Below are 20,835 nucleotides of genomic sequence, written 5' to 3'. Positions count from 1 at the left end.
CCCTAAGGGGGCGCCGGCCATACGCCGGCGCCCCTTTTTTCATTCGAGCTTCGCGCCGGAGAGGCGGACGAGCTCCCGCCACGTCGGATCCTCGTCGGCGACCCGGCGGCGCAGGTCGTCCGGGGACGCGTCCAAAGCCACCGAGAAGCCGCTCGGCTCGAGCTTTTCGGCGAGCGCGGGGTCGGTCATCGCGGCGGCGACCGCGTCGCGCAGTCTCGCCTGCAGGTCGGCGGGTATGCCTTTCGGTCCGACGATCGCGTACCAGGTCTGCAGGTCGACGTCGCCAAGGCCGAGATCGGCGAACTCCTTCATGCCCGGCGCGCCCGGCAGCGCCGCGATCCGCTCCCGGCTGCCGACTGCGAGCGCGACGAACGATCCGTCGCGGACATGGGGGACGAGCGCCGGCGTGACGTCGAACATCATGTCGATGACGCCGCCGAGCAGGTCGAGGATCGCCGGACCGCCGCCCTTGTAGGGCACGTGCAGGATCGCAGCGCCGGTGCGGGCCTTCACCAGCTCGATCATCAGATGGGACACCTGTCCCTGACCCGAGGAGCCCATGCGCGCCTCGTCAGGATGCGCCTTCGCCCAGGCGATCAGGTCGCGGAACGTCGTCCAGCCCCGCTCCCGCGCCGTGCGCGCGTTGACGACGCAGGCGACCGTGCCGGTGACGACGCGCGTCACGGGCGTGAGGTCCACGTCCGGATCGTAGGGCTGGCTCGCGTAAAGGTACTTGTTGGCGATGAGCTGCGAGGTCGACACCAGACCGAGCGTCTCGCCGTCCGGCGGCGCCTTCACCACCGCCGCGGTTCCCAGCATGCCGCCGGCGCCGGCGCGGTTCTCGACCACGACGGTGCGGCCGAGCTTCGGACCGAGCCGCTCGGCGAGCAGACGCGCCAGCAGGTCGACGGCGCCGCCGGGCGGAAACGGCGCGATCAGCGTGGTCACGGCCGCGCGCGCCGGAGGCGCGAGGCCCAGAGCGAGGGCGCCGGCGAGACCTGCGGCCGCCTCGCGGCGGGACGGGCCATAGGGCATCGCGCATCTCCTGCCTTGGTCGGGGGAGAAGCCCGAGAATAAGGCGCGCCGTCGCCAGCGCCAGCCCCGCGCCCGGCGCAGAGGCGGCGCCCCCTTCCATTCGGGCGCGCGAATGACGATCTCGCAAGGTGAACAGGGCGAACAGGCCCGACAGACCCGGAGTCGCTTCCCGCTCAACCGCCGGCGGCGACCGATCAGGAACAGACGATGATCCCGTTCTCTGTGCTCGACCTCGCGCCGATCGCGCAAGGCGCCACCGCAGCCGACGCGTTCCGCAACTCGCTCGCCTTCGCGCGGGAGGCCGAGCGGCTCGGCTACCGCCGGTTCTGGCTCGCCGAACACCACAACATGACGGGGATCGCCAGCGCCGCGACCGCGGTCGTCATCGGCCATGTCGCCGGCGGCACCTCGACCATCCGCGTCGGCTCCGGCGGCGTGATGCTGCCGAACCATTCGCCGCTGGTGATCGCCGAGCAGTTCGGCACGCTGGCCGCGCTCTATCCCGGCCGCATCGACCTCGGCCTCGGCCGCGCGCCGGGAACCGACATGGCGACCGCCCGCGCGCTGAGGCGCGACCTCCAAGCCGCCGCCGAAAACTTCCCGCAGGACGTGATCGAGCTGCAGAGCTATTTCGAGCCGGCGCTCGAGGATCAGGCGATCCGGGCCGTGCCGGGAGCCGGGCTCGATGTGCCGATCTGGCTGCTGGGCTCCAGTCTGTACTCGGCCCAGCTCGCCGCCATGCTCGGCCTGCCGTTCGCGTTCGCCTCGCACTTCGCGCCGCACGATCTGGAGGAGGCCTTCGCGGTCTATCGCGCCAGGTTCCGGCCCTCGCCGAAGCTGGCGAAGCCCTACGCCATGGCGGCGGTCAACGTGCTCGCCGCCGAGGGCGACGACGTCGCGCGCCGCGCCTTCACCTCCCAGCAGCAGGCCTTCATCAACCTCCGGCGCGGCCGGCCGGGACCGCTGCCGCCTCCGATCGACGACATCGACGCCTATTGCAGCCCGGCCGAACGCGCCGGGCTCGAACAGATGCTGCGCTACGCCTTCGTGGGTTCGCCGACGACGGTCGAGCGCGGCCTCGCCGATTTCATCGCGCGCCTCGCGCCCGACGAGCTGATGGTCACGGGCCACGCCTTCGCGTCGGACACCCGCCTGACGTCGCTGCGCCTGACGGCGGAGATCCGGGACCGGCTGGCGGCGCGGGCCGCGGCCTGAGCTAGACCGCCCGGCGCAGGCCGTGCGCGGCGGCGCGCTCGGCAGGCGGGCTCTCGGCCTGCCGGATCGGCGGCAGGGCGCTCATCACGCGGGTCGCCGGCAGGGTGACGACGACCTCGGTGCCCTCGCGCAGCTTGCTCTTCAGCGAGAAGCCGCCGCCGTGCAGGTCGATCAGACCCTTCACGATCGGCAGGCCGAGGCCGGCGCCCTGCTCCGCGGTCTTGATCGCGAGCGTGCCCTGGCCGAACGAGGCCAGCACGGTCGGGATCTCGTTCTCCGGGATGCCCGGCCCGGTGTCGGAAACGCTGAAGTACTGACCGCCGGAGGCGGTCCAGCCGACCTTGAGCGTGATCACGCCGCCCTGAGGGGTGAACTTGATCGCGTTCGACAGCAGGTTCAGCGTGATCTGGCGCAGCGCCCGCTCGTCGGCCCAGACCGGCGGCATGCCGGGCTCGTACAGTTCGCGGATCGCGATGCCGCGGTTCTTGGCGCGGAGCTTGAGCAGGTGGTGGCAGTCCTCCACCACGTAGGCGAGGTTGATGCTCTCCTCGTTCAGCTCGTAGCGTCCGGCCTCGATGCGCGACAGGTCGAGGATCTCGTTGATGAGCTCGAGCAGATGTTGACCGCTCTGGTGGATGTCGCCGGCGTATTCCTTGTAGGTCGGAACCGAATGCGCCCCGAACACCTCCGCCTTCATCACCTCCGAGAAGCCGAGGATGGCGTTGAGCGGCGTGCGGAGCTCGTGGCTCATGGTCGCGAGGAAGCGGGACTTGGCGAGGTTGGCCGCCTCCGCGCGCCGGCGCGCCTCGTCCGAGTTGGCCTTGGCCTGCTCCAGCTCTCCGATCAGCGCGTCCTTCTCGGCCCGGAACTCCAGCGCGTCGAGCGTGCTGCGGAACAGCCGGCGGCCGAGCAGCAGGAAATAGACCTCGGCGCCGACCGCCATGACGGCGACCGCCGCCGCTCCCGGGCCGCCGACCGGGACATAGACGCCGAGCGCCACGGCCGTGATCGGCAGCGTCCCGGCGTAGACCGCGAGCGGCACGCTCGCCGCCAGCGTGGTCGAGACGGCGAAGCCGGTCAGCATCGCGAACAGCGTTATGATCGCCGCGGCGCCGGTCGTGACGTCGAGCAGCGCCACGACCGACGCCCAGGCGCAGGCGTTGACGAACTCGGCGGCGACGAAGCGCCTGGTCCAGACCCGGACGTCCGCTTCGTCCGCCGGCCTGCGGAGGAAGCGCCGCGCGACCGCGACCGCGACGCCATGGCCCGCGCTCGCCGCGGCCAGCCAGATGAGGCCGGCCGCGCTCGAGACCCATATGCCGAGGCCGATTGCGGCGAACGCCGCCAGAGCGAGCACGACCGGCGCGGCCGAGACACGGTTCTGAGCGTAGATGCGCGCGAGCTCGAGGTCGAAGGCGGGACGGGTGCCGGTGGTGGAGGTCAGGCGTTCGCGGGCCGTGCGGACATTGGCCGCGACCGTGCGGCGACGGTCCGCCGTCCGCTCCGACGGGCGGATGTCGGGATCGGATCCCTCCGGAAGCCCAAACATGTCCACGTCGCGCGCTCGCTTCACCGCCCTGCTTCACGTCGAAGCGCGACCTTGCAAGCGAAAGGCTTAAGACGGTGCTGACGCAACCGTTCAATTCCCAGACGTCGGAGGCCGAGGACGCCGAACTCGCGACGCTGCTCTCGGAAATCCGCGCCTGCCGCATCTGCCGTGACGCGCCGCGCGGCGCGCCTTTGCCGCACCCTCCCCGCCCTGTCGTGCGGGCGCGGGCGACCGCGCGGATCGCGGTCTGCGGCCAGGCGCCGGGCACGCGCGTCCACGCCTCGGGCGTGCCGTTCACCGACCCGTCCGGCGTGCGGCTGCGGCGCTGGATGGGCGTCAGCGACGACGAGTTCTACGACGAGGCGCGCGTCGCGGTCGTCCCGATGGGCTTCTGCTTCCCCGGCCTCGACGCCAAGGGCGGCGACCGGCCGCCGCGGCGGGAATGCGCCCCGGCCTGGCGGGCCGAGCTGTTCGGACTGCTGCCGTCGATCGAGCTGGTGCTCGCGGTCGGACGTCCGGCGCAGCTCTGGCATCTCGGGGCTGACGCCGGACCGTCGCTGACGGCGGCGGTCGCCGACTGGCGCCGGATCGTGGACCGGCCGGGGCTTCCGCGCGTCGTGCCGCTTCCGCATCCGTCGTGGCGCAATAACGCCTGGCTCACGCGTAATCCGTGGTTCGACGAGGAGCTGGCGCCGGCGCTGCGCGAGATGGTGCGCGACGCGCTGTCGCTAGCGCCAAAAAGCGAAACCGGCGCAGGGAAACGCCGCGGCCCGCGTTAGAACCTGCGAGAGGGGCGCGCAGTTTCCGCGCAACGACCAAGGAGCTTACAGCCATGGACCGTATCGCAGCCGCCGGCCTCGCCGCCGCACTGGCGCTCACCCCGCTCGCAGCCTCCGCCCAGCCGGCCGATTCCATGACCCGGTCGGAGCGAATCGAGAAGCGGACGAAGGGCATGGAGAAGCGCTTCGAGCGCCTCGACGTCGACAAGGACGGCGTGCTCACGCAGGAGGAGGCGCAGGCGCCCCTGACCAAGGCGTTCGCGCGCATGGACAAGGACGGCGACGGCGTCCTGTCCGCCGAGGAGATCAAAGGGCTGCGGGCGGTGGCCGAGAAGCGCCTCGCCAAGCGCGGCGACGACGACCGGCCGCGCGCTCGCAAGGACCGCTTCGACCGCGCCGACAAGGACGGCGACGGCAAGATCACCCGCGACGAGTTCCTGGCGCAGGGCCTGCCGTGGTTCCGCCGCGCCGATAAGGACGGCGACGGCAAGGTGACGAAGGCCGAGTTCGACGCTCTGCTGGAGAAGATGAAGAGCCGCGCCGCCAGTCGCGACGGCGCCGCGCCGAAGAAGGCTTCGGATCGCGCCGGCGTCGGCGACGCGGGGGACACGGACGAGGACGCCGACTGAGATGATCCGCGGGGATGCGGAGTGACGGCCGATGACGGCGCTGGCCCGGATGACGGACATGCGCGACGCGCGAACCGGCGCGATGCGCGCGGCTGAACGCTCCGCCGCGGCGGACGAGCCGGACGACGACGCGCTGCTCGCGCTCGTCGGCGGCGGCGACCAGCGCGCCTTCGCGCGGCTCGTGGCGCGCCACGGCCCGAAGGCGCAGGCTGTCGCGCACCGCTTCACCGGCTCCGCCAGCGAGGCGGAGGATCTGGTCCAGGAGGCGTTCTGGCGCGTCTGGAGATCGGCGGACCGCTGGCGTCCCGGCGGCGCCCGGTTCTCCACCTGGCTGCACCGCGTGGTGGTGAACCTGTGCGTCGATCACGACCGCCGGCGGCGTCTCCGCCGCTTCCTCCCCTTCGCCGACGCGTTCGATCCGCCGTCGGACGAGGTCGGGCCCGAGCGCAGCCTGTCCGACCGCGACGAGGTCGACCAGGTGCGGGCGGACATCCTGACGCTGCCCGCCCGCCAGCGCGCGGCGCTGCTGCTCGCCGCGGACGGCGAGCGCTCCAACGCGGAGATCGCCGAAGCGCTGGAGGCGACCGAAAAGGCTGTGGAATCCATGCTTGTCCGCGCCCGGCGGACCCTGCGCGCCCTTCAAGCGGCGCGCGAGGAGACGAGACCATGACCGACCAACTCTCCCTGCCACTGTTCGACCGGCGGCTCGACGCCCTCGGCGCGGACCTCGACCGCTGGCCTCAAGCGGAAGCCGCCGCGGCGCGCGCGCTGCTCGCCCGCTCCGCGGAAGCCCGGAAGCGGCATGCGGAGGCGGTCCGGCTCGACGCGCTGGTGGCGAAGGCTGCCGCCGCGACCACGCCGAACGGCTTCGCGTTCCGCGTGGTCGGCGAGGTGTCGGCGCGCCGCAGCGACCGATGGCTCTGGCTCACGGCGTCGCCCGGCCGGTTCGGTTTCGCGAGCGCCAGCTTCTGCGCCGCCGCGCTCAGCGTCGGGCTCGCGCTCGGCGCCATGGTCGATGCGCGCGCGACCGGCGCGACGAGCCTCGACCTCGGCGCGGCGATCGAAGTGTCGCTGAACGACGGGGATCTCTGAGATGGCGCGCAGGCCCGTCTGGCTCTTCGGCGCGCTCGCCCTGTCGGTCGCGCTCAACATCGCGGCGGCCGGCTTCGTCATGACCTCCGGGCCGGGCAAGCCGCCGCCGCGCCGGAACGTGGACGACGTGATCGGCTTCGTGTCGCAGCGCTATCCGGACTCCGTCGGCGACGCGGTCCGGGCGCGGCTCGAGGCGCGGCGGACGGAGCTGTCGCAGGCGCTTTCGCAGATGCAGGCGGCGCGAAGGGTCACGCGGGAGACGATCGGCGCCGATCCGGTCGACGCGGACGCCGTGCGCGCCGCGTTCGAGAACGCCCGCGCGAAGGGCGCGAGCTTCCAGCAGGTGATCCACGAGGCGATCGCCGAGGCTCTGCCTTCGACGCTGCCGGCCGATCGCGCGAAGGTCGCGCGCGGCGAGAAGGACTGAGCGGATATCCGCCCAGTCCTTACCGGGCGCGTCAGTACTCGATGACGTCCTCGAGCGCGTAGTGCTTCACCGTCTTGCGGTTCGCGATCAGCTCGTCGATCGTCGGCTCGCCGTTGATCGCGCGCTTGATGGCGAGCTTCGTCGCCTCGTAGTTGGTCCGGTACAGATCCTTCTTGTCGAGGTTCGGGTCCTCGGCGCAGCGCGGGTCGAGCCAGATCGTGACGATCATGCAGATATCGTCGACGATGTCCTTCGGGATCACGCCCTCGATGACGCTGTCGAGGATCGCGTCGCCGGTCGCCGCCTGAACGACGCCGCCGAGCAGATCGACATATTCGGCGGTGTGGATGGTGGCCTTGGTGGTCATCATCGTGGCCGGCTTCACCTGTTGGTTCAGGTCGCGCACCACGAACATGCGGGTGTGGCCGACCGTCTGGCCCAGCATGCCGGCGAAGGCGTGGCCCACCGGGCCGTCGACCCGGCCGATCACGATCTCAGGCATCGCGTCGGTGGCCTGGCCCTCGGCCGCGAGCACCGTGGCCTCGCCGGTGCGGAAAACGATGTTCGTCATTGTCAGTGCTCCTGAGAAAACCGAAACGGCCGCCGGCCGTCAGGCCGGGACCGCCGCCCACACGCCTGCGCCGTCGCAGCAGCGGAGGCGGCCGGTGGCGACGCCGAAATGCATGCCTGTGAGGGCGAGGTCACCCGCCTCGACCCGCTCGCGCAGCCAGGGGAAGGTCATGAGGTTGCCGAGCGTGACCCCGACGCAGGCCTCTTCGCCGGCCTGCTGGCGCGCGTCGCCTTCGAGCGCGGGGTCGACGGCGCCCCTGGCGCGGGCTGCGATCCCCATCCAGCTCACGACAAAGTCGGACGCCTCTGGCGGCGCGCCATTGAGCAGCGCGTTCACGCCGCCGCAGCCCGCATGCGCCAGCACGACGATGCGCTCGACCTTCAGCACCCGCACCGCGTATTCGACCGCGGCGCTCGCGCCATGGTGCGCCTGGTCCGGCGCGTAAGGCGGCACTAGGCCAGCGACGTTGCGGAGCACGAACAATTCGCCGGGCGCAGCGCCGAGAATCTGCTGTGGGTCCACCCGGCTGTCGGAGCAGCCGATCACCAAAATCTTCGGCGCCTGCCCGTCGGCGAGGCTTTCGTACCGTTTCCGCAGTTCGGGCCAGGCTTCCGCGCGGAAGCGACGGTAGCCGTCGAACAGCGCGTCGAGCGAGGTCGATGCCTCCTTCGTGAAGGCGGGCTGCGCGTCGGTCATGAAACCACCCCTTCTCAAGCAGCGTAACGGTCAAGACGGCGATGTGCGCACGGACCACGGCTGCCGCGTCAGCGTCAACCGCGCAGTCCGTCGCAATCCCCGCCAGCGCCTTCTGGCCGCAGGCGGTCCGGAGCCTATCTGGAACCGTTACGGATATGGACGGCGTCCCTCGGAGCGACAAGCGATGTGCATGACGGCCGCGGACGACACCGACGACGACGCGTTCGAGGTCGCGTGGATCGCGATCAAGGCGGCGCGGCACGGCGCGGCGCTGCCCGAACGGCTTAGGCTCCACCCGCTCTGCCGGATGCTGAAGCCCGTCGCCTCGCCCGGCCCGATCGTGATCGGGCAGATCGGCCAGTCGCTCGACGGAAGGGTCGCCACCGTCACGGGGGCCTCGCGCTACATCAACGGCGACGTCGCGCTCGACCACCTCCACCGGCTGCGCGCGCTCGTCGACGCGGTCGTGGTCGGCGTCGGCACGGTCTGCGCCGACGATTGCCAGCTCACCGTGCGGCGCGTCGCCGGCTCCGCCCCGGCGCGCGTCGTGATCGATCCGAAGGGCCGCATCCCGAACAACGCCCGCGTGCTCGACGACGACGGCCAGCGCCGCATCGTCATCCGCGGCGAAGGCGCGGCCCATTGCGGCGTGGCGGGCGTCGAGACCGTCCACCTGCCGTCGCGCGACGGGCGCATCGCTCCGGCCGACGTGGTGGCCGCGCTGGCGCGGCGGGGCCTGCGCCGCGTGCTGGTCGAGGGCGGAGCCGACACGGTCTCGGCCTTCGTGGCCGCGGGACGCATCGACCGGCTGCATGTGATGGTCGCGCCGCTGCTCGTCGGCTCCGGCCGGCCCGGCCTCGCTCTGCCCCCGATCGACGAGCTCGACCGCGCGCGCCGGCCGGCAGCGACCGCCCACCCGCTCGGGACCGACGTTCTGTTCGACTGCGACATGCGCGCCTCGACGCCGCACGCCTCCGACATCGCACAGGGAGACCGCCATGAGCGCGACGACGCCGGCCGAAGGCGGCTACACGTCGACGGCTAAAATTCTGCACTGGATCGTCGCGCCGGTCGTCGTCTTGCAGATCGCCGGCGGCGTTTCGCTCGACCTCATGGCGGACGGCCCGACGAAGGACTGGTTCTACGACCTGCACAAGTCGACCGGAGTCCTGATCCTGGCGCTCATGGTCGCGCGGCTCGCCTGGCGGCTCGCGGTCCCGCCGCCTCCGCCCGAGCCGACGCTGGAGCGCTGGCAGATCGGCCTGTCGCACGCGACGCACTGGGCGCTCTACCTCATCCTGCTGGCGATGCCGCTGCTCGGATGGATCGGGTCGAACGCCTTCGGCGCGCCGGTCCCGGTCTTCGGGCTGTTCGAGATGCCGCGCATTGTGGGCGAGGACAAGGAACTGTCCAAGGCGGTGCTCGGATGGCACGCCGCGCTGGGCTTCACCGGCGCCGGCCTGATCGCGCTGCACGTCGCGGCGGCGCTGTTCCATCGCTTCGTCAGGAAGGACGCCGTGCTGGCGCGGATGACGACGGCCCCGGCCATCCGGGAGGGGTGACGAACAGGTCGACGTGGCCGACGGCGGCCGCGCCGGCCGCCCCCGCGCGGAAGGCGCGCCACGCCGCGAAGGAGGCGCCCGACATCGCCTCCGCCGCCTGCGCGACGCCGTCGGCGAGCGCGTGGATCAGGGGCGCGTCGTCCTCGCCGAGGCGCCACGGGCTGTCGCCGGCCGTCTCGCGGAAGCCGGCCGCGGCGGCGAGCGCCCGGAAACGCCCCGCCGCCTCCCCGCCGAGCGCCGGGCCGAAGCCCTTGTCGGTCCGCTGGTGGCGGTTGAACGCGCCGAGGGCCGCGGCGTCGTCGGGATGGGGCGGCGCGAACGACTTGGCGCCGTCATAGGTCAGCGCCGCGTAGAACGGCGTCTCCGCCGCCACGAGGCGCTTGAGGAGGCGTGTCATCCAGACCTCCCCGACCAGATCGAGCAGCGCCGAACAGGCGACGAGGTCGAAAGCGCCATCCTCCGGCAACGGTTCGGCGGCGAGGTCGGCGAGCGCGAAGCGGACCTCGATCCGCCGGCCGTCCCGCAACAGCACGAGCGAGTCGTCGCGATTCTCCGCGAGGTCGGCCCAGGCCGCGAGGCGAACGCGGGCGTGCCGCAGCAGTTCCGGATCGTGATCGAACAGCGTCCAGCTCTGCGCCGGCCCGAGCCGCGGCGCGAGCGCGCGAAGCGTCGATCCCGATCCCGCGCCGAGGTCCGCCACCGCGAGCCCGACCCGCCCCTCGAAGGCCGCCGCGACCGCGTCGAGCACGCCCTGCGACCGGGCGGCGTGGTCGGCCGGCTCGCGCAGGTCGAGCCAGCCCGCGTCGAAGCCGCTCATGCGAGCCGAGCCGCCGCAGCCTCGAACACGTCCGCGGTCGCGGTCCAGCGCGCCAGCGTGCGGGCGTGGTCCCAGGCCGCGTCGGAGGCGGCGCGGCGCGCGGCGGGATCGCCGATCAGGCGCCGGAGCGCGGCCTCGATCGCTTCGGAGTCGTCCGCGTCGACGACCGCGCCGGCCGACCGCGGCACGGTGGCGGCGGACGCCCCGCCAACGCCGGAGATCACCGGAAGCCCGCGCGCCAGCGCCTCCACATAGGCCATGCCATAGCCCTCGAAACGCGACGGCAGCGCGAACAGGTCCGCGCGATCGTATTCCGCGGCGAGCGCGGCCGGGCCGATCTCGCCCAGAAGGTCGGTCCGCTCGGCGATCCCCACCGCCTCGATCTGCCGGACGAGCGCGTCGACGAGCGCCGGATCGCGGGACAGGCTGCCCGCGATGCGCCAGCGCCAGGAGAGATCCTTCAGGCGCCCAAGCGCCGCGGCGAGCATCGCGTGGTTCTTGCGCGGCGTGACGGTCGCGACCGTCAGAATGACGCAGACGCCGTCCGCGCCGCCCGTGGCCCGTGGCGCGGGCTCGACGCCGGGCTCCGCCACATGCAGCTTGTCCGCCGGCACGCCGAACCGTTCCCGCAGGATGCCGGCGGTCGTCAGACTGGTCGCGACGACGACTTCCGCGACGTCGAGCGCGGCGCGTTCCGAGGCTTCGAGCCTGGCGGCGAGTTCCGGCGACAGCCCGGTCTCGAGCGCCAGCGGATGATGCACCAGCGCGCCGAGCGGACGGCCGAGCGCGCGGAGCCCGTCCGGCGGCAGCACGCCATAGGCGAGCCCGTCGACGAACAGCGCGGCGCCGCGGGGCACGGCGGCGAGCCGCCGCAGCGCCTCCGCCACATCGTCGCCCGTGGGATGGGGCAGCCGCGCCGGCAGCGACAGCGCCGTCGCGGTGCGCCGGCGCGCCGCGAGCTCCGCCAGCACGCGGGCGTCGTAGAGATAGCCTCCGGTGCGCGACGACAGGTCGCCCGGGACGGCGATGACGACGTCCGTCACACCGCGGCCTCGAACCAGGCGCGGGCCACGTGGCTCTCGTGCAACGTCACGCGGATGCGCTCGATCCCGATCGCCCCGACGCCGAGCGCGCCGTCGCGCCGCGCGGCCGCCATGGCGTCGAAGATGTGACGGCACAGGAACTCCGTCGTCGTGCGCGCGCCGGGCAGGACCTCGTCCAGATTGGCGTAGTTCAGCGGCTTCAGCGCGGCCTTGAGCGCGTCGGTCGCGCGGCCGATGTCCACGACGACGTCGTCCTCGTCGAGGTCGCTCCGGAAGAACGCGACGTCGACGACGAAGGTGGCGCCGTGCAGCGCCTGGGCCGGGCCGAAGGTTTCGCCCTTGAGACTGTGGGCGATCATGATGTGGTCGCGGACTTCGACGGCGTACATGCAGGCGCGGCTCCGGTCAGGGATAGACGATCACGATCCCGAGCGCGTCCGCTCCCGAAGACAGAAGCCCCGGCAGCTTGGCCGGGGCGTCGTCGAAGGCGATCTCGCGATCGAGCAGCAGGTCATACGCGCGCGCCTGGCGTAACAGATGCAAGGCCGCGTCCAACCGCCGCGCATGCGGCCACCGCGGCCGCCGCGACGGCGCCACCATGCCGACCTGCGACGACACCAGCTTCAGCCGGCGGGAATGGAACGCGCCGCCGAGCGGCACGGCGACGTCGCCTGCGCCATACCAGCTCGCCTCGACCACCACCGCCTCGTCGCCAGCCGCGGCGAGCGCCGTCGCGAGCCCGGCGGCGGTGGCGCTGGCGTGGATCACGACGTCGGCGTCGCGCGGAGCGTCGGCGGGAAACGCGAAACCCGCCCCGAGCGCCTCGGCGATCGACCTGCGGTCGGCTACGTCGAGGACGGTGACCTCGGCGCCCGGCAGCCGCGCGGCGAGCGAGGCCGCCAGCAGGCCGACCACGCCGCCGCCCACCACCACGACGCGGTCGCAGGGGCCGGCTCCGGAATCCCACAGCGCGTTGAGCGCGGTCTCCATGTTGGCGGCGAGCGTCGCGCGTTTCGGCGGCAGGCCCTCCGGCAGCGGCGCCAGCGCGGCGGGGGCTGCGCCGAAGCGGTCCTCGTGCGGATGCAGGCAGAACGCCATACGCCCGGCGAGCTCCGGCGGGCCGCCGACGATCTCGCCGACCGCGCAGTAGCCGTACTTCACCGGCCCCGGAAACTCCCCCTCCTGACGCGGGGCGCGCATGCGCTCGCGCTCCTCCGGCGGCACGCGGCCTTCGAGCACCAAGCGTTCGGTGCCGCGGCTGACGGCGGAGAAGGCGGTGCGGACCTCGACCTCGCCGGGCGCGAGCGCGAACGGCTGCGTGCGGATCTCGACCGTCCCATCGCCGGGGCGCCACAGCGCGCGCCGGCCTGCGTCGGGGGAGTTGCCGGGGCGGTGCATCGGCCTAATTGCTCGTTGGTTAGTCCATTGGGGCACGGAATGGGCGCCACGCCGCATGGTATAGGGCGGCGGCGCGTCTCGGCAGCCTGGCCGCCCCGGCCCAACGAAAGCGTGACATGAGTTCCACGATCGACAGCTCTCCGGTCGCACCCGCCCGCGCCTCGCTTTTCCGGAGAACGTTCAGCGGCGTGACGCCGACCGGAACGCAATCGACCCTTGGCCTGTTCTTCCGCCGCCTGACCATGGCGACGCTCGTGCTCGGCACCTCGGCCGCGCTGACCGCCGCGTTCTGGACGGTGATGAACGTCGACGGCTGGTCGATCCCGGAAATGGCGATGTTCGTCTGCTTCGTAGCGTCGCTGCCCTGGATCGTCATCGGGTTCTGGAACGGCGTCATCGGCCTGGCGCTGCTCCGTTTCGCCCGCGATCCGCTCGACGTGGTCATTCCCTGCGCTGCTAGGGTCAGCGACGACGAGCCGATCACGTCCCGCGCCGCGATCGTCATGTGCATCCGGCACGAGGACTCGCAGCGGGTCGTGCGCCGGCTCGACGCCATCCTGCGAAGCCTTGACGCCACCGGCTTCGGCGACGCCTTCGACGTCCATGTGCTGAGCGACACCACCCGCGAGGACTTCGCAGCCGACGAACGCGAGGCGATCGAGGGCTGGCGCGCCGGGCTCGTGCGACAGGAGCGGGTGTTCTACCGCCGCCGCCCCGTCAACACCGGCTTCAAGGCCGGCAACATCCGCGAGTTCCTGCTGGAGCGCGGCGACGACTACGAGGTGATGATCACGCTCGACGCCGACAGCGTGATGTCGGGCCCGACCATTCTGAGGCTCGTGCGCGTGATGCAGGCGAACCCGAAGCTCGGCATCCTGCAGAGCCTCGTGGTCGGCCTGCCGGCGCGGACCGCCTTCGCCCGCATGTTCCAGTTCGGCATGCGCGCCAGCATGCGCTCCTACACCATGGGCGCGGCGTGGTGGAGCGCCGACTGCGGGCCGTACTGGGGCCACAACGCCGCGATCCGCGTAGCGCCGTTCCGCGACCACGCGGAGCTGCCCGAGCTGCCCGGCGCGCCGCCGCTCGGCGGCGTCATCCTCAGCCACGATCAGGTCGAGGCCGTGCTCATCCGCCGCGCGGGCTACGAAGTCTGCGTGCTGCCGGAGGAGTCCGGCTCCTGGGAGGACAACCCGACCTCTCTGCCCGATTTCCTGCGCCGCAACCTCCGCTGGTGCCAGGGCAACATGCAGTATGTGAAGCTGCTCGGCATGCCGGGCCTCCGGCTGATCAGCCGGGTGCAGCTCCTGCTCGCCATCCTGATGTATGTGAGCGCGCCCGCCTGGATCGGCTTCATGATCGCGGGCGCGGCCCAGGCGTTCGGGCCGCCCTCGGTGATCGGCGATCTCGACCCGCCCGGCTCGTTCCCGGTCGGCCTCAGCATCGGCCTGTTCCTGACCATGCTGTTCCTGACCTTCACGCCGAAGTTGATGGGCTATCTCGACGTGGTCATGAGCGACCGCGAATCCGCGCGCTACGGCGGGACGGGCCCGTTCGTGGCCGGCACCGCGGCGGAGCTGTTCTTCGGCTTCCTGCTGGCGCCGGTCGTGAGCTTCTCGGTGACCGTCTTCCTCATCTTCCTGTTGGGCTTCGGCGCCTCGGTCGGATGGGAGGCGCAGGATCGCGACGGCCACCGCGTCGGCTGGCTCGAGGCGGCGTCGAAGCTCTGGCCGGCGACGCTGTTCGGCGTGGCGCTCACCGTGACGCTCGCCTACGCGGCGCCGCAGGTGCTGCTGTGGGCCTCGCCGGTGCTCGCGAGTTTCCTGCTCGCCGTTCCGTTCACGGTGATCACCTCGACCGACGCGCTCGGCGCGCTCGCCGCCCGCTCGCGCCTCGGCGCGACGCCGGAGGAGATGGCGCCGCCGGCGGAGGTGCGCGCGGTCAGCGACAGCGTGCCGGCCACGGTTCGCTATGGCGCGCCGCTGGCCCCGTTCCGGCTGGACGGCGGCGAGACGGGCGGACGGCTCAGGGCCATGGTCGAAGAACCCGCCCGCTGAGGCGGTCGCCAGCGCGATTGACCGCGCCGGCGAAAACCACCATCTCAGGGGTTCACAAGACGCGGGGCCGGCTTCAGGCCGCCCCCGCCCCCATGGCTCCGCGCCTTGAACCCGGAGGCTGACCCAGATGTTCATCCAGACCGAAGCGACGCCGAACCCCGCGACGCTCAAGTTCCTGCCCGGCCGGGACGTGCTCCCCGGCGGCGCGCTCGAGATCCGGCACGCGGGCGAGGCCTCCCGCTCGCCGCTCGCCGAAAAGCTGTTCGCGATCGACGGCGTCGCCGGCGTGTTCTACGGCTCCGACTTCATCACGGTGACAAAGACCGGCGGCGAGTGGCAGCACCTCAAGCCCGCGATCCTCGGCGCGATCATGGAGCACTATCTCGCCGGCGCGCCGCTTCTGGCCGACGGCGCCGCGACTGACGCGCCCGGCGACGGCGAGTTCTTCGACGAGGCGGATTCCGAGACGGTGGAGACCATCAAGGAGCTGATCGACACGCGCGTCCGCCCGGCGGTCGCCATGGACGGCGGCGACATCACCTTCCGCGGTTTCCGCGAGGGCGTGGTCTATCTGGACATGAAGGGCTCCTGCGCCGGCTGCCCCTCCTCCACCGCGACGCTGAAGCAGGGCATCGAGAACCTGCTGCGTCATTTCGTGCCCGAGGTCGAAGAGGTGCGCCCGATGGCGTGACGCCGCCGGGCATGTCTCCATGGCGCCGCACCCGCCGTCCAACCGGCGGAATCGCTTGATGCCGCGCACGGCGCTGACTTATTCTCGGCGGCGTCAATGATCCAGGGACCGTCGATCGTCCGTAACCCTGTCTCGCATGGTTCAAAAGCTTGACGCGCGACGCAGGACGCGCGATTGGCCGGGGAAAGGCTTGCGCGCCGCCGGACGGGAGCCGGCCCGGTCCCTCGCGGACCGCCGACGGCCCTGATTGAAGGAACAGAATGCTGGATACGCCCGATATCGTGACGCTGAACGATTCAGCGCAGATTCTGCCCTCTCCTTCGCCCAAGGCGAACGTCGTGGTTTTCGGCGGGCTTCGCAGCCAGGGCGGCTACAGCATTCCGGCGTTCGAGTTCGTCCACACCCTGCGCGAACTGTCCTACAATGTGCTGTTCATCAAGGACGAGACGCGGCGCTGGTACAATTTCGGCCTCAAGGGCTTCTCGGACTCGATGGACGACACCTCGGCCAAGATCGGCCGGGTCATCCATGAGCGGTTCGGGAAGAACGGCCTGCCGCTCGTCACGCTCGGCAATTCGATGGGCGGCTACGCGGCGCTCTATTTCGGCGAACGCCTCAAGGCCCAGTACGTGCTGTCGATCGTGCCTCAGACGATCATCTCGGTCGAGGCGAGGACCCGGCTGGACGACGACCGCTGGCGTCCCGAACTGTCGGCCTTCCGGCCCCAGCACGCCGACCTGCGCAACGTTCTCCGCGGCGGCGCCGTGAAGTCTCAGATCGTCGTGGGCCGCGACTGCGTCGCGGACCTCGTTCAGGCGGGCAACCTCGCCGGCGCCCGCGGCGTCCACATCGACATCGTCAAGGGCGCGGGCCACGACGTAACCCGCGTCTGGAAGGACAAGGGCGCGCTGGTCGAGACCATCTCCGGCTATCTCGACCAGAACCTCGCGAACGTCGAAGCCGCGTAAGAGGCGTTTGCGGGCAGCCGCTTTCGTTCGAGCGGGCTGAAAAAGGGCCTTCCGGACTTCGGAGGGCGTCTTCGCGTTCGCGCCACGGGCCGGCGGACGGCGCTTCGGAACAATCTGCCGGGACGGGCGAACGAGCCGCCCGCCTTAGGTCCCTCAGGGAGCGACGCCCGTCGCCCGATGGCCCAATCGTCACGCGCGCCGCACGGAGCCCCGGAAAGGCCGTTGGCCGGAGCAGCGCGACGCCGCGTCCGGCTCACCCCGTACGCTTCAGAACCGTGCAGGCGTACCAGGTCTCGCGCCAGCCGCCGAAGTCGTCCTCGACCAGCGCGTCGAACCGCCGGCCGAACACGTTCATGCGGCGCTGGAAAGTGTCGTAGCCGGTGATGACGGTCTCGAACTTCATGTCCGTCTCGGTCGAGAACATCTTAGCGAAGCTGGTGTGGGAGTACCGGAAGAAGTCGTCCGGAGACTTGTGGTAGCGCTGGGCGAACGGCGCGACGAGGACGACGAGCCCGTCCGGCTTCAGCATGCGGGCGATGTGCTTGACCGTGATCCACGGCCGGTAGAGATGCTCGAACGTGTTGTTTGAATAGACGACGTCGAAGAAGCTCTCGAACTGCCGGTTGTTGTCGACATAGTCTTCGGCGCAGAGATCGCCCGCGACCACGTTCGGCCCGGTCGGCTTGATGTCGCAGCCGAAATAGTTGAAGCGGCTCGCGAACTGCTCCTTCGCCTTGGCGTGCCGCACACGGTCGTACTCGCCCTGCACGCTGCCGAGCAGAATCTTGAGCTGGCCGTCGCGGCCGCCCAGATCGAAGAAGTTCCGCTTCTGCCGCTGGTTCTTGGTGGCGTCGTCCTTGGCTACGAGCTTCCAGAGCGTGGCGCCGCGGTCGATCGTCGTCCGGTAGGCGAACCGCTCCGCCGGCTCCCCCACCACATGCTTGCTCAGCTCGGCGCGTTTCGCGCTGAGATCAGAGGCGGTCGCCTCACGCTCCTCGCCATGCGCGTCGTCGTCGTGCTCGGGCTCGTTGGCGACCCTGTTGACGAGTCCCCGCAACGTGTCCCGGAACCCCGTCGCCGCCGCCTCTTTGGTCATTACCGAGCCCTTCTTTTAGCGCTTCCAGGCGGAGTGTATGCTGATCGCCCCACATCGGAAAGCGGTGCCTTAAGACGACCATCCGCGTGATCCGGCGATCAGTGAGCAGCTCGCCGGCGACCGGATCTGGCGGCTCAGATAGATGGACTATGCCGCCGATCGGGCGCGGCGGCGTCCTATCCGATTGGACGACCCCAGCGGAATCGAGGTCCGGCCGATGTGCGCGCTGGGGGATTTCGCCGCGCTCCAAACGCCGCGGGAACAGTCGAGCGGCCCATTCGCGACCGCGTGCGTGGACTGGCGATCCCGGGAAGACTCGAACTTCCGACCTTCGGTTTAGGAAACCGCTGCTCTGTCCTGCTGAGCTACGGGACCAACGCCACGCCGCGGACGCTAGCACGGCCGGCGTCCAGTCTCCAACGGGCGCGCAACGCCCGCTGGTGCGGCCCGAGCGCGCGTCAGCCAGCCGCGACGACCACCCGACCTCCGCTCACCGATACGCTCTCGAGCCTGAGCGTCACGATCCGGACGCCGGCGTCGTCAGGATCGATGCGGACGGTGAAGCCGAGGTCGCGGCAGATGGCGAGCATGGCCGAATTCTCGGCCAGCACCTGGCCCGAGATGGTGCGCAGACCCTCCTGCTTGGCGCGCTCGATCATCGCGGCCATCAGCCGCCAGCCGAGCCCCCGGCCCTTCAGATCGGACCGCAGCAGGATGGCGTATTCGCCCTCGACGCCGTCGGCGTCGGCGTGGAGCTGCACAAGGCCGAGGATGCGCTTACGGTCGTCCGTCGCCAGCAGCACCATGTTGCGGGCGTAGTCGATCTGGGTCATGCGGGCGATGAAGGCGCGCGGCACCTCCTTCACCGGCGTGAAGAACCGCTGCCGGAGATCGTCCGGGGCGACCGCGCGGAAGAAGGCGGCGACGGAGGGCTCGTCTTCCGGACGCACCGGCCGCAGATGCGCCTGCGAGCCGTCGCTGAGCGTCAGCAGGCTCTCGAACTCTTTCGGATAGGGCCGGATGGCGAGGCGCGGATTGGCCGGCCCCGCCTTCGCGTTGCGCGGCGCGAGCCGCACCCGCACCCGCGCGTCGAGCGCCACGACGCCCTGGGCGGTCGCCATGAGCGGATTGATGTCGAGCTCGCCGATCTCCGGCGTGTCGGCCGCGAGCTGCGCGAGCTTGACGAGCGTGAGCGCGACCGCGTCGAGATCGACCGCGGGGGCCGCGCCCTCCGGCCCGGCCAGCACCGCGCCGATGCGCGTCCGGTCGATCAGGTCGCGGGCCAGACGCAGGTCGAGCGGCGGCAGGGCGAGCGCGACGTCGCGGATGATCTCAACCGCTCCGCCGCCCGCGCCGAAGGCGACGACCGGACCGAAGGTCGGGTCGTCGTAGAGGCCCGCGAACAGCTCGATCCCCTCGTTCGGCCGCAGATGCGGCTGCACCAGAAGACCCTCGATCCGTGCGCGGGGCGCGCGCTCCGCCACGCGGCCCAGCATGGCGACCGCCGCCTCCACCACGGCGGTTTCGGTGTCGAGCCCGAGCCGCACGCCCCCGACCGCGGACTTGTGGGACAGATCGGGCGAGACGATCTTCAGCACCGCCGCGCCGCCGCGCTCGAGGAAGCCGCGCGCGACCTCGCCGGCGGCCTCCGGCGTGTCGACCACCGCATGGGGCAGCGCCGGGATCGCGTAGGCGCGCAGCACCTCGGAGGCGTCGGTCGGCGACAGCCACTCGCGCCCCCGGTCGAGCGCGTCGCGCATCGCGGCGAGCGCCCGCGCAGGATCGGGCGAGAAGTCGTCCGGCAGCGACGGCGGCGTCTCCAGCAGCGCCTCCTGCGCCTCCACGTGGCGCACGAGGTGCATCAGCCCGGCGAGCGCGCTTTCCGGCGTGCGGAAGAACGGCACATGCGCCGCCTCGAGCACGCGGCGGGGCGCGGGTTCAGAGCCGAGGAAGGCTGCGAACACCGGCTTCGGCGGATAGACCCTGCCGCGGGCGCGGACGGCGCTGGCGGCGACCGCGCGGGCGCAGGGGCCCGCTTGGGACAGCATGGTCGGCGCATGGATCGCGAGCGCGGCGTCGACGCCGCGGTCGGCGAGCGCGGCGTCGAGCGCCGCCTCGTAGCGCTCCGGCGTGGCGTCGCCTGCGAGATCGATCGGATTGGCGCGCGACCAGTCGCAGGCGAGCGCCTCGTCGAGCGCGGCGACCGTCGCCTCCGACAGCTCCGCCGAACGGCCGCCGAGATCGACCAGCCGGTCGACGCCAAGCACGCCGAGGCCGCCGCCATTGGTGACGATCGCAATGCGCTTGCCCGACAGCGGCGCCACATGGGCGAGCGTCTCCAGCGCGGCGAACATGTCGGCGAGGTCGGCGACGCGCAGCAGGCCGGCGCGGCGGAAGGCGGCGTCGTAGGCCGCGTCGGAGGTGGCGAGCGCGCCGCTGTGGGTCGCGGCCGCCTTGGCCGCCGCGGCGTGGCGTCCGCCCTTTATCACCATGACGGGCTTCGCGCGGGCGGCGGCGCGCGCCGCCGACAGGAACCGCGGCGCGTCGCGGATCTGCTGGAGATAGAGCACGATCGCGCGGGTCCGGCGGTCGGTCGCGAAATGGTCGAGCAGATCGTCCACGTCGACGTCCGCCATGTCGCCGAAGCAGACGACGCCGGAAAAGCCGATGCCGCGCACATTGGCCCATTCGATCACCGACGACGCCACCCCGCCCGACTGGGACAGAAGCGCGAGATCGCCGGCCTTGGCCTGCGGCGCGAAACTGGCGTTCAGCCCGACATGAGGGCTGAGCACGCCGAGGCAGCCTGGGCCGATCAGACGCATTTCCCGGCTCCGCGCGGCGAGCTCGGCGGCGTCGCGCAGCGAGCCCGGACCGCGTCCGAGCCCCTTGGTCACGACCGCCGCAGCCCGGCTGCCGGCCGCGCCCGCGGCGTCGAGGATGCCCGGAACCGCCGCCGGCGGCGCCGTCACCACCACGAGATCGGCCGGCTCCGGCAGATCGGCGAAGCTCGCCGCCGCCTTGACGCCGTCGATCTCGGCATGGTCCGGGTTCACCAGCCGGATCGGTCCGGAATAGCCGCCTTCGCGCAGGTTCCGGAGCACCGCGCGGCCGACGCTGCCCTCACGCGGGCTGCCGCCCGCGAGCGCGACCGAGCGCGGGGCGAACACGGCGTCGAGATTGCGGGTGGACATGGGCGTCGGCGCTCCGTCG

Annotated in this window: 21 protein-coding genes and 1 tRNA gene; 11 read left to right on the top strand and 11 right to left on the bottom strand. The window is 71.7% G+C overall.

Annotation, left to right across the window (positions count from 1 at the left end; all coding sequences use genetic code 11):
- Positions 1 to 39: 39 nt before the first annotated feature.
- Positions 40 to 1,035, bottom strand: coding sequence for a Bug family tripartite tricarboxylate transporter substrate binding protein (locus ACFSCV_RS08955; RefSeq protein WP_378799063.1), 996 nt, complete (start codon positions 1,033 to 1,035; stop codon positions 40 to 42).
- A 207-nt stretch (positions 1,036 to 1,242) separates the two neighbouring features.
- Here ACFSCV_RS08955 and ACFSCV_RS08950 point away from each other — a divergent pair, with 207 nt between their 5' ends.
- Positions 1,243 to 2,250 carry an LLM class flavin-dependent oxidoreductase gene (locus ACFSCV_RS08950; protein WP_378799061.1) on the top strand — a complete coding sequence of 336 codons (1,008 nt, stop codon included), beginning with the start codon at positions 1,243 to 1,245 and terminating at the stop codon, positions 2,248 to 2,250.
- Between the two features lies 1 nt (position 2,251).
- On the opposite strand, the gene ACFSCV_RS08945 is transcribed toward ACFSCV_RS08950, so the two are convergent.
- Positions 2,252 to 3,799, bottom strand: coding sequence for a sensor histidine kinase (locus ACFSCV_RS08945; RefSeq protein WP_378799059.1), 1,548 nt, complete (start codon positions 3,797 to 3,799; stop codon positions 2,252 to 2,254).
- Between the two features lie 74 nt (positions 3,800 to 3,873).
- On the opposite strand from ACFSCV_RS08945, the gene ACFSCV_RS08940 reads away from it, so the two are divergent.
- From ACFSCV_RS08940 to ACFSCV_RS08920, 5 genes are read left to right on the top strand one after another with little or no spacing between them, the layout of a single operon-like run.
- Entirely contained in the window at positions 3,874 to 4,578 is a 705-nt protein-coding gene (locus ACFSCV_RS08940; RefSeq protein WP_378799057.1) for a uracil-DNA glycosylase family protein, read from the top strand.
- 53 nt (positions 4,579 to 4,631) lie between these two features.
- Positions 4,632 to 5,207: an EF-hand domain-containing protein gene (locus tag ACFSCV_RS08935; RefSeq protein WP_378799055.1), complete on the top strand. Its 576-nt coding sequence runs from the start codon at positions 4,632 to 4,634 to the stop codon at positions 5,205 to 5,207.
- Positions 5,208 to 5,265: 58 nt separating this feature from the next.
- Complete coding sequence (locus ACFSCV_RS08930; RefSeq protein WP_378799053.1) at positions 5,266 to 5,877, top strand: sigma-70 family RNA polymerase sigma factor; 612 nt, start codon at positions 5,266 to 5,268, stop codon at positions 5,875 to 5,877.
- Positions 5,874 to 6,299, top strand: a complete 426-nt coding sequence (locus tag ACFSCV_RS08925; protein ID WP_378799051.1) for a hypothetical protein — start codon at positions 5,874 to 5,876, stop codon at positions 6,297 to 6,299. Before ACFSCV_RS08930 ends, ACFSCV_RS08925 begins: the two co-directional genes overlap by 4 nt.
- A 1-nt stretch (position 6,300) precedes the next feature.
- The gene (locus tag ACFSCV_RS08920) at positions 6,301 to 6,726 is read left to right on the top strand and encodes a periplasmic heavy metal sensor (protein WP_378799049.1); all 426 of its coding nucleotides are present in this window, start codon (positions 6,301 to 6,303) and stop codon (positions 6,724 to 6,726) included.
- 31 nt (positions 6,727 to 6,757) lie between these two features.
- On the opposite strand, the gene fae is transcribed toward ACFSCV_RS08920, so the two are convergent.
- A complete protein-coding gene (fae, locus tag ACFSCV_RS08915; protein ID WP_378799047.1) occupies positions 6,758 to 7,297 on the bottom strand; it encodes a formaldehyde-activating enzyme in 540 nt (179 codons plus the stop codon).
- Positions 7,298 to 7,336: 39 nt separating this feature from the next.
- Positions 7,337 to 7,993, bottom strand: coding sequence for a carbonic anhydrase (locus ACFSCV_RS08910; protein WP_378799045.1), 657 nt, complete (start codon positions 7,991 to 7,993; stop codon positions 7,337 to 7,339).
- 184 nt (positions 7,994 to 8,177) lie between these two features.
- Between ACFSCV_RS08910 and ACFSCV_RS08905 the strand changes: the two genes are divergently transcribed.
- Both ACFSCV_RS08905 and ACFSCV_RS08900 read left to right on the top strand, forming a co-directional pair.
- Positions 8,178 to 9,038, top strand: coding sequence for a RibD family protein (locus ACFSCV_RS08905; RefSeq protein WP_378799043.1), 861 nt, complete (start codon positions 8,178 to 8,180; stop codon positions 9,036 to 9,038).
- Positions 8,992 to 9,555: a cytochrome b gene (locus tag ACFSCV_RS08900; RefSeq protein WP_378799041.1), complete on the top strand. Its 564-nt coding sequence runs from the start codon at positions 8,992 to 8,994 to the stop codon at positions 9,553 to 9,555. The genes ACFSCV_RS08905 and ACFSCV_RS08900 overlap by 47 nt, the downstream gene beginning before the upstream one ends.
- Here the strand turns inward: ACFSCV_RS08900 and ACFSCV_RS08895 are convergent.
- The 4 genes from ACFSCV_RS08895 to ACFSCV_RS08880 are packed head-to-tail and all read right to left on the bottom strand — an operon-like array spanning position 9,497 to position 12,813.
- The gene (locus tag ACFSCV_RS08895) at positions 9,497 to 10,372 is read right to left on the bottom strand and encodes a class I SAM-dependent methyltransferase (protein ID WP_378799039.1); all 876 of its coding nucleotides are present in this window, start codon (positions 10,370 to 10,372) and stop codon (positions 9,497 to 9,499) included. The genes ACFSCV_RS08900 and ACFSCV_RS08895 overlap by 59 nt on opposite strands.
- Positions 10,369 to 11,415: a glycosyltransferase family 4 protein gene (locus tag ACFSCV_RS08890; protein ID WP_378799037.1), complete on the bottom strand. Its 1,047-nt coding sequence runs from the start codon at positions 11,413 to 11,415 to the stop codon at positions 10,369 to 10,371. Before ACFSCV_RS08890 ends, ACFSCV_RS08895 begins: the two co-directional genes overlap by 4 nt.
- Positions 11,412 to 11,804: a 6-pyruvoyl trahydropterin synthase family protein gene (locus tag ACFSCV_RS08885; protein WP_378799035.1), complete on the bottom strand. Its 393-nt coding sequence runs from the start codon at positions 11,802 to 11,804 to the stop codon at positions 11,412 to 11,414. The genes ACFSCV_RS08890 and ACFSCV_RS08885 overlap by 4 nt, the downstream gene beginning before the upstream one ends.
- 16 nt (positions 11,805 to 11,820) lie before the next feature.
- A complete protein-coding gene (locus ACFSCV_RS08880; protein ID WP_378799033.1) occupies positions 11,821 to 12,813 on the bottom strand; it encodes a zinc-dependent alcohol dehydrogenase in 993 nt (330 codons plus the stop codon).
- Positions 12,814 to 12,929: 116 nt separating this feature from the next.
- Between ACFSCV_RS08880 and mdoH the strand changes: the two genes are divergently transcribed.
- The 3 genes from mdoH (at position 12,930) to ACFSCV_RS08865 (ending at position 16,526) form a co-directional block, all read left to right on the top strand.
- Positions 12,930 to 14,867, top strand: a complete 1,938-nt coding sequence (gene mdoH / locus ACFSCV_RS08875) for a glucans biosynthesis glucosyltransferase MdoH (protein WP_378799031.1) — start codon at positions 12,930 to 12,932, stop codon at positions 14,865 to 14,867.
- 127 nt (positions 14,868 to 14,994) lie between these two features.
- Entirely contained in the window at positions 14,995 to 15,558 is a 564-nt protein-coding gene (locus tag ACFSCV_RS08870; protein WP_378799029.1) for a NifU family protein, read from the top strand.
- 281 nt (positions 15,559 to 15,839) lie between these two features.
- Entirely contained in the window at positions 15,840 to 16,526 is a 687-nt protein-coding gene (locus ACFSCV_RS08865) for an alpha/beta fold hydrolase domain-containing protein (protein ID WP_378799027.1), read from the top strand.
- Between the two features lie 253 nt (positions 16,527 to 16,779).
- Here ACFSCV_RS08865 and ACFSCV_RS08860 read toward each other — a convergent pair whose 3' ends face one another.
- From ACFSCV_RS08860 to ACFSCV_RS08850, 3 genes are all read right to left on the bottom strand, one after another.
- A complete protein-coding gene (locus ACFSCV_RS08860) occupies positions 16,780 to 17,622 on the bottom strand; it encodes a class I SAM-dependent methyltransferase (protein WP_378799025.1) in 843 nt (280 codons plus the stop codon).
- Between the two features lie 298 nt (positions 17,623 to 17,920).
- Positions 17,921 to 17,997, bottom strand: a tRNA-Arg gene (locus ACFSCV_RS08855).
- Between the two features lie 83 nt (positions 17,998 to 18,080).
- Positions 18,081 to 20,816: a bifunctional acetate--CoA ligase family protein/GNAT family N-acetyltransferase gene (locus ACFSCV_RS08850; RefSeq protein ID WP_378799023.1), complete on the bottom strand. Its 2,736-nt coding sequence runs from the start codon at positions 20,814 to 20,816 to the stop codon at positions 18,081 to 18,083.
- Positions 20,817 to 20,835: the final 19 nt, after the last annotated feature.

The sequence above is a fragment of the Methylopila henanensis genome (assembly GCF_042681025.1).
GTDB classification, from domain to species: Bacteria; Pseudomonadota; Alphaproteobacteria; order Rhizobiales; family Methylopilaceae; genus Methylopila; species Methylopila henanensis.
The sequence above is the reverse complement of the archived record's forward strand: the minus strand, read 5'-3'. Positions and strand labels throughout refer to the sequence as shown.

Coding starts and splice junctions, on each gene's coding strand:
- ACFSCV_RS08955 (WP_378799063.1), bottom strand. CDS start 1,035: ATGCCCTATGGCCCGTCCCGCCGCGAGGCGGCCGCAGGTCTCGCCGGC.
- ACFSCV_RS08950 (WP_378799061.1), top strand. CDS start 1,243: ATGATCCCGTTCTCTGTGCTCGACCTCGCGCCGATCGCGCAAGGCGCC.
- ACFSCV_RS08945 (WP_378799059.1), bottom strand. CDS start 3,799: ATGTTTGGGCTTCCGGAGGGATCCGATCCCGACATCCGCCCGTCGGAG.
- ACFSCV_RS08935 (WP_378799055.1), top strand. CDS start 4,632: ATGGACCGTATCGCAGCCGCCGGCCTCGCCGCCGCACTGGCGCTCACC.
- ACFSCV_RS08930 (WP_378799053.1), top strand. CDS start 5,266: ATGCGCGACGCGCGAACCGGCGCGATGCGCGCGGCTGAACGCTCCGCC.
- ACFSCV_RS08925 (WP_378799051.1), top strand. CDS start 5,874: ATGACCGACCAACTCTCCCTGCCACTGTTCGACCGGCGGCTCGACGCC.
- ACFSCV_RS08920 (WP_378799049.1), top strand. CDS start 6,301: ATGGCGCGCAGGCCCGTCTGGCTCTTCGGCGCGCTCGCCCTGTCGGTC.
- fae (WP_378799047.1), bottom strand. CDS start 7,297: ATGACGAACATCGTTTTCCGCACCGGCGAGGCCACGGTGCTCGCGGCC.
- ACFSCV_RS08910 (WP_378799045.1), bottom strand. CDS start 7,993: ATGACCGACGCGCAGCCCGCCTTCACGAAGGAGGCATCGACCTCGCTC.
- ACFSCV_RS08905 (WP_378799043.1), top strand. CDS start 8,178: ATGTGCATGACGGCCGCGGACGACACCGACGACGACGCGTTCGAGGTC.
- ACFSCV_RS08900 (WP_378799041.1), top strand. CDS start 8,992: ATGAGCGCGACGACGCCGGCCGAAGGCGGCTACACGTCGACGGCTAAA.
- ACFSCV_RS08895 (WP_378799039.1), bottom strand. CDS start 10,372: ATGAGCGGCTTCGACGCGGGCTGGCTCGACCTGCGCGAGCCGGCCGAC.
- ACFSCV_RS08885 (WP_378799035.1), bottom strand. CDS start 11,804: ATGTACGCCGTCGAAGTCCGCGACCACATCATGATCGCCCACAGTCTC.
- ACFSCV_RS08880 (WP_378799033.1), bottom strand. CDS start 12,813: ATGCACCGCCCCGGCAACTCCCCCGACGCAGGCCGGCGCGCGCTGTGG.
- mdoH (WP_378799031.1), top strand. CDS start 12,930: ATGAGTTCCACGATCGACAGCTCTCCGGTCGCACCCGCCCGCGCCTCG.
- ACFSCV_RS08870 (WP_378799029.1), top strand. CDS start 14,995: ATGTTCATCCAGACCGAAGCGACGCCGAACCCCGCGACGCTCAAGTTC.
- ACFSCV_RS08860 (WP_378799025.1), bottom strand. CDS start 17,622: ATGACCAAAGAGGCGGCGGCGACGGGGTTCCGGGACACGTTGCGGGGA.
- ACFSCV_RS08850 (WP_378799023.1), bottom strand. CDS start 20,816: ATGTCCACCCGCAATCTCGACGCCGTGTTCGCCCCGCGCTCGGTCGCG.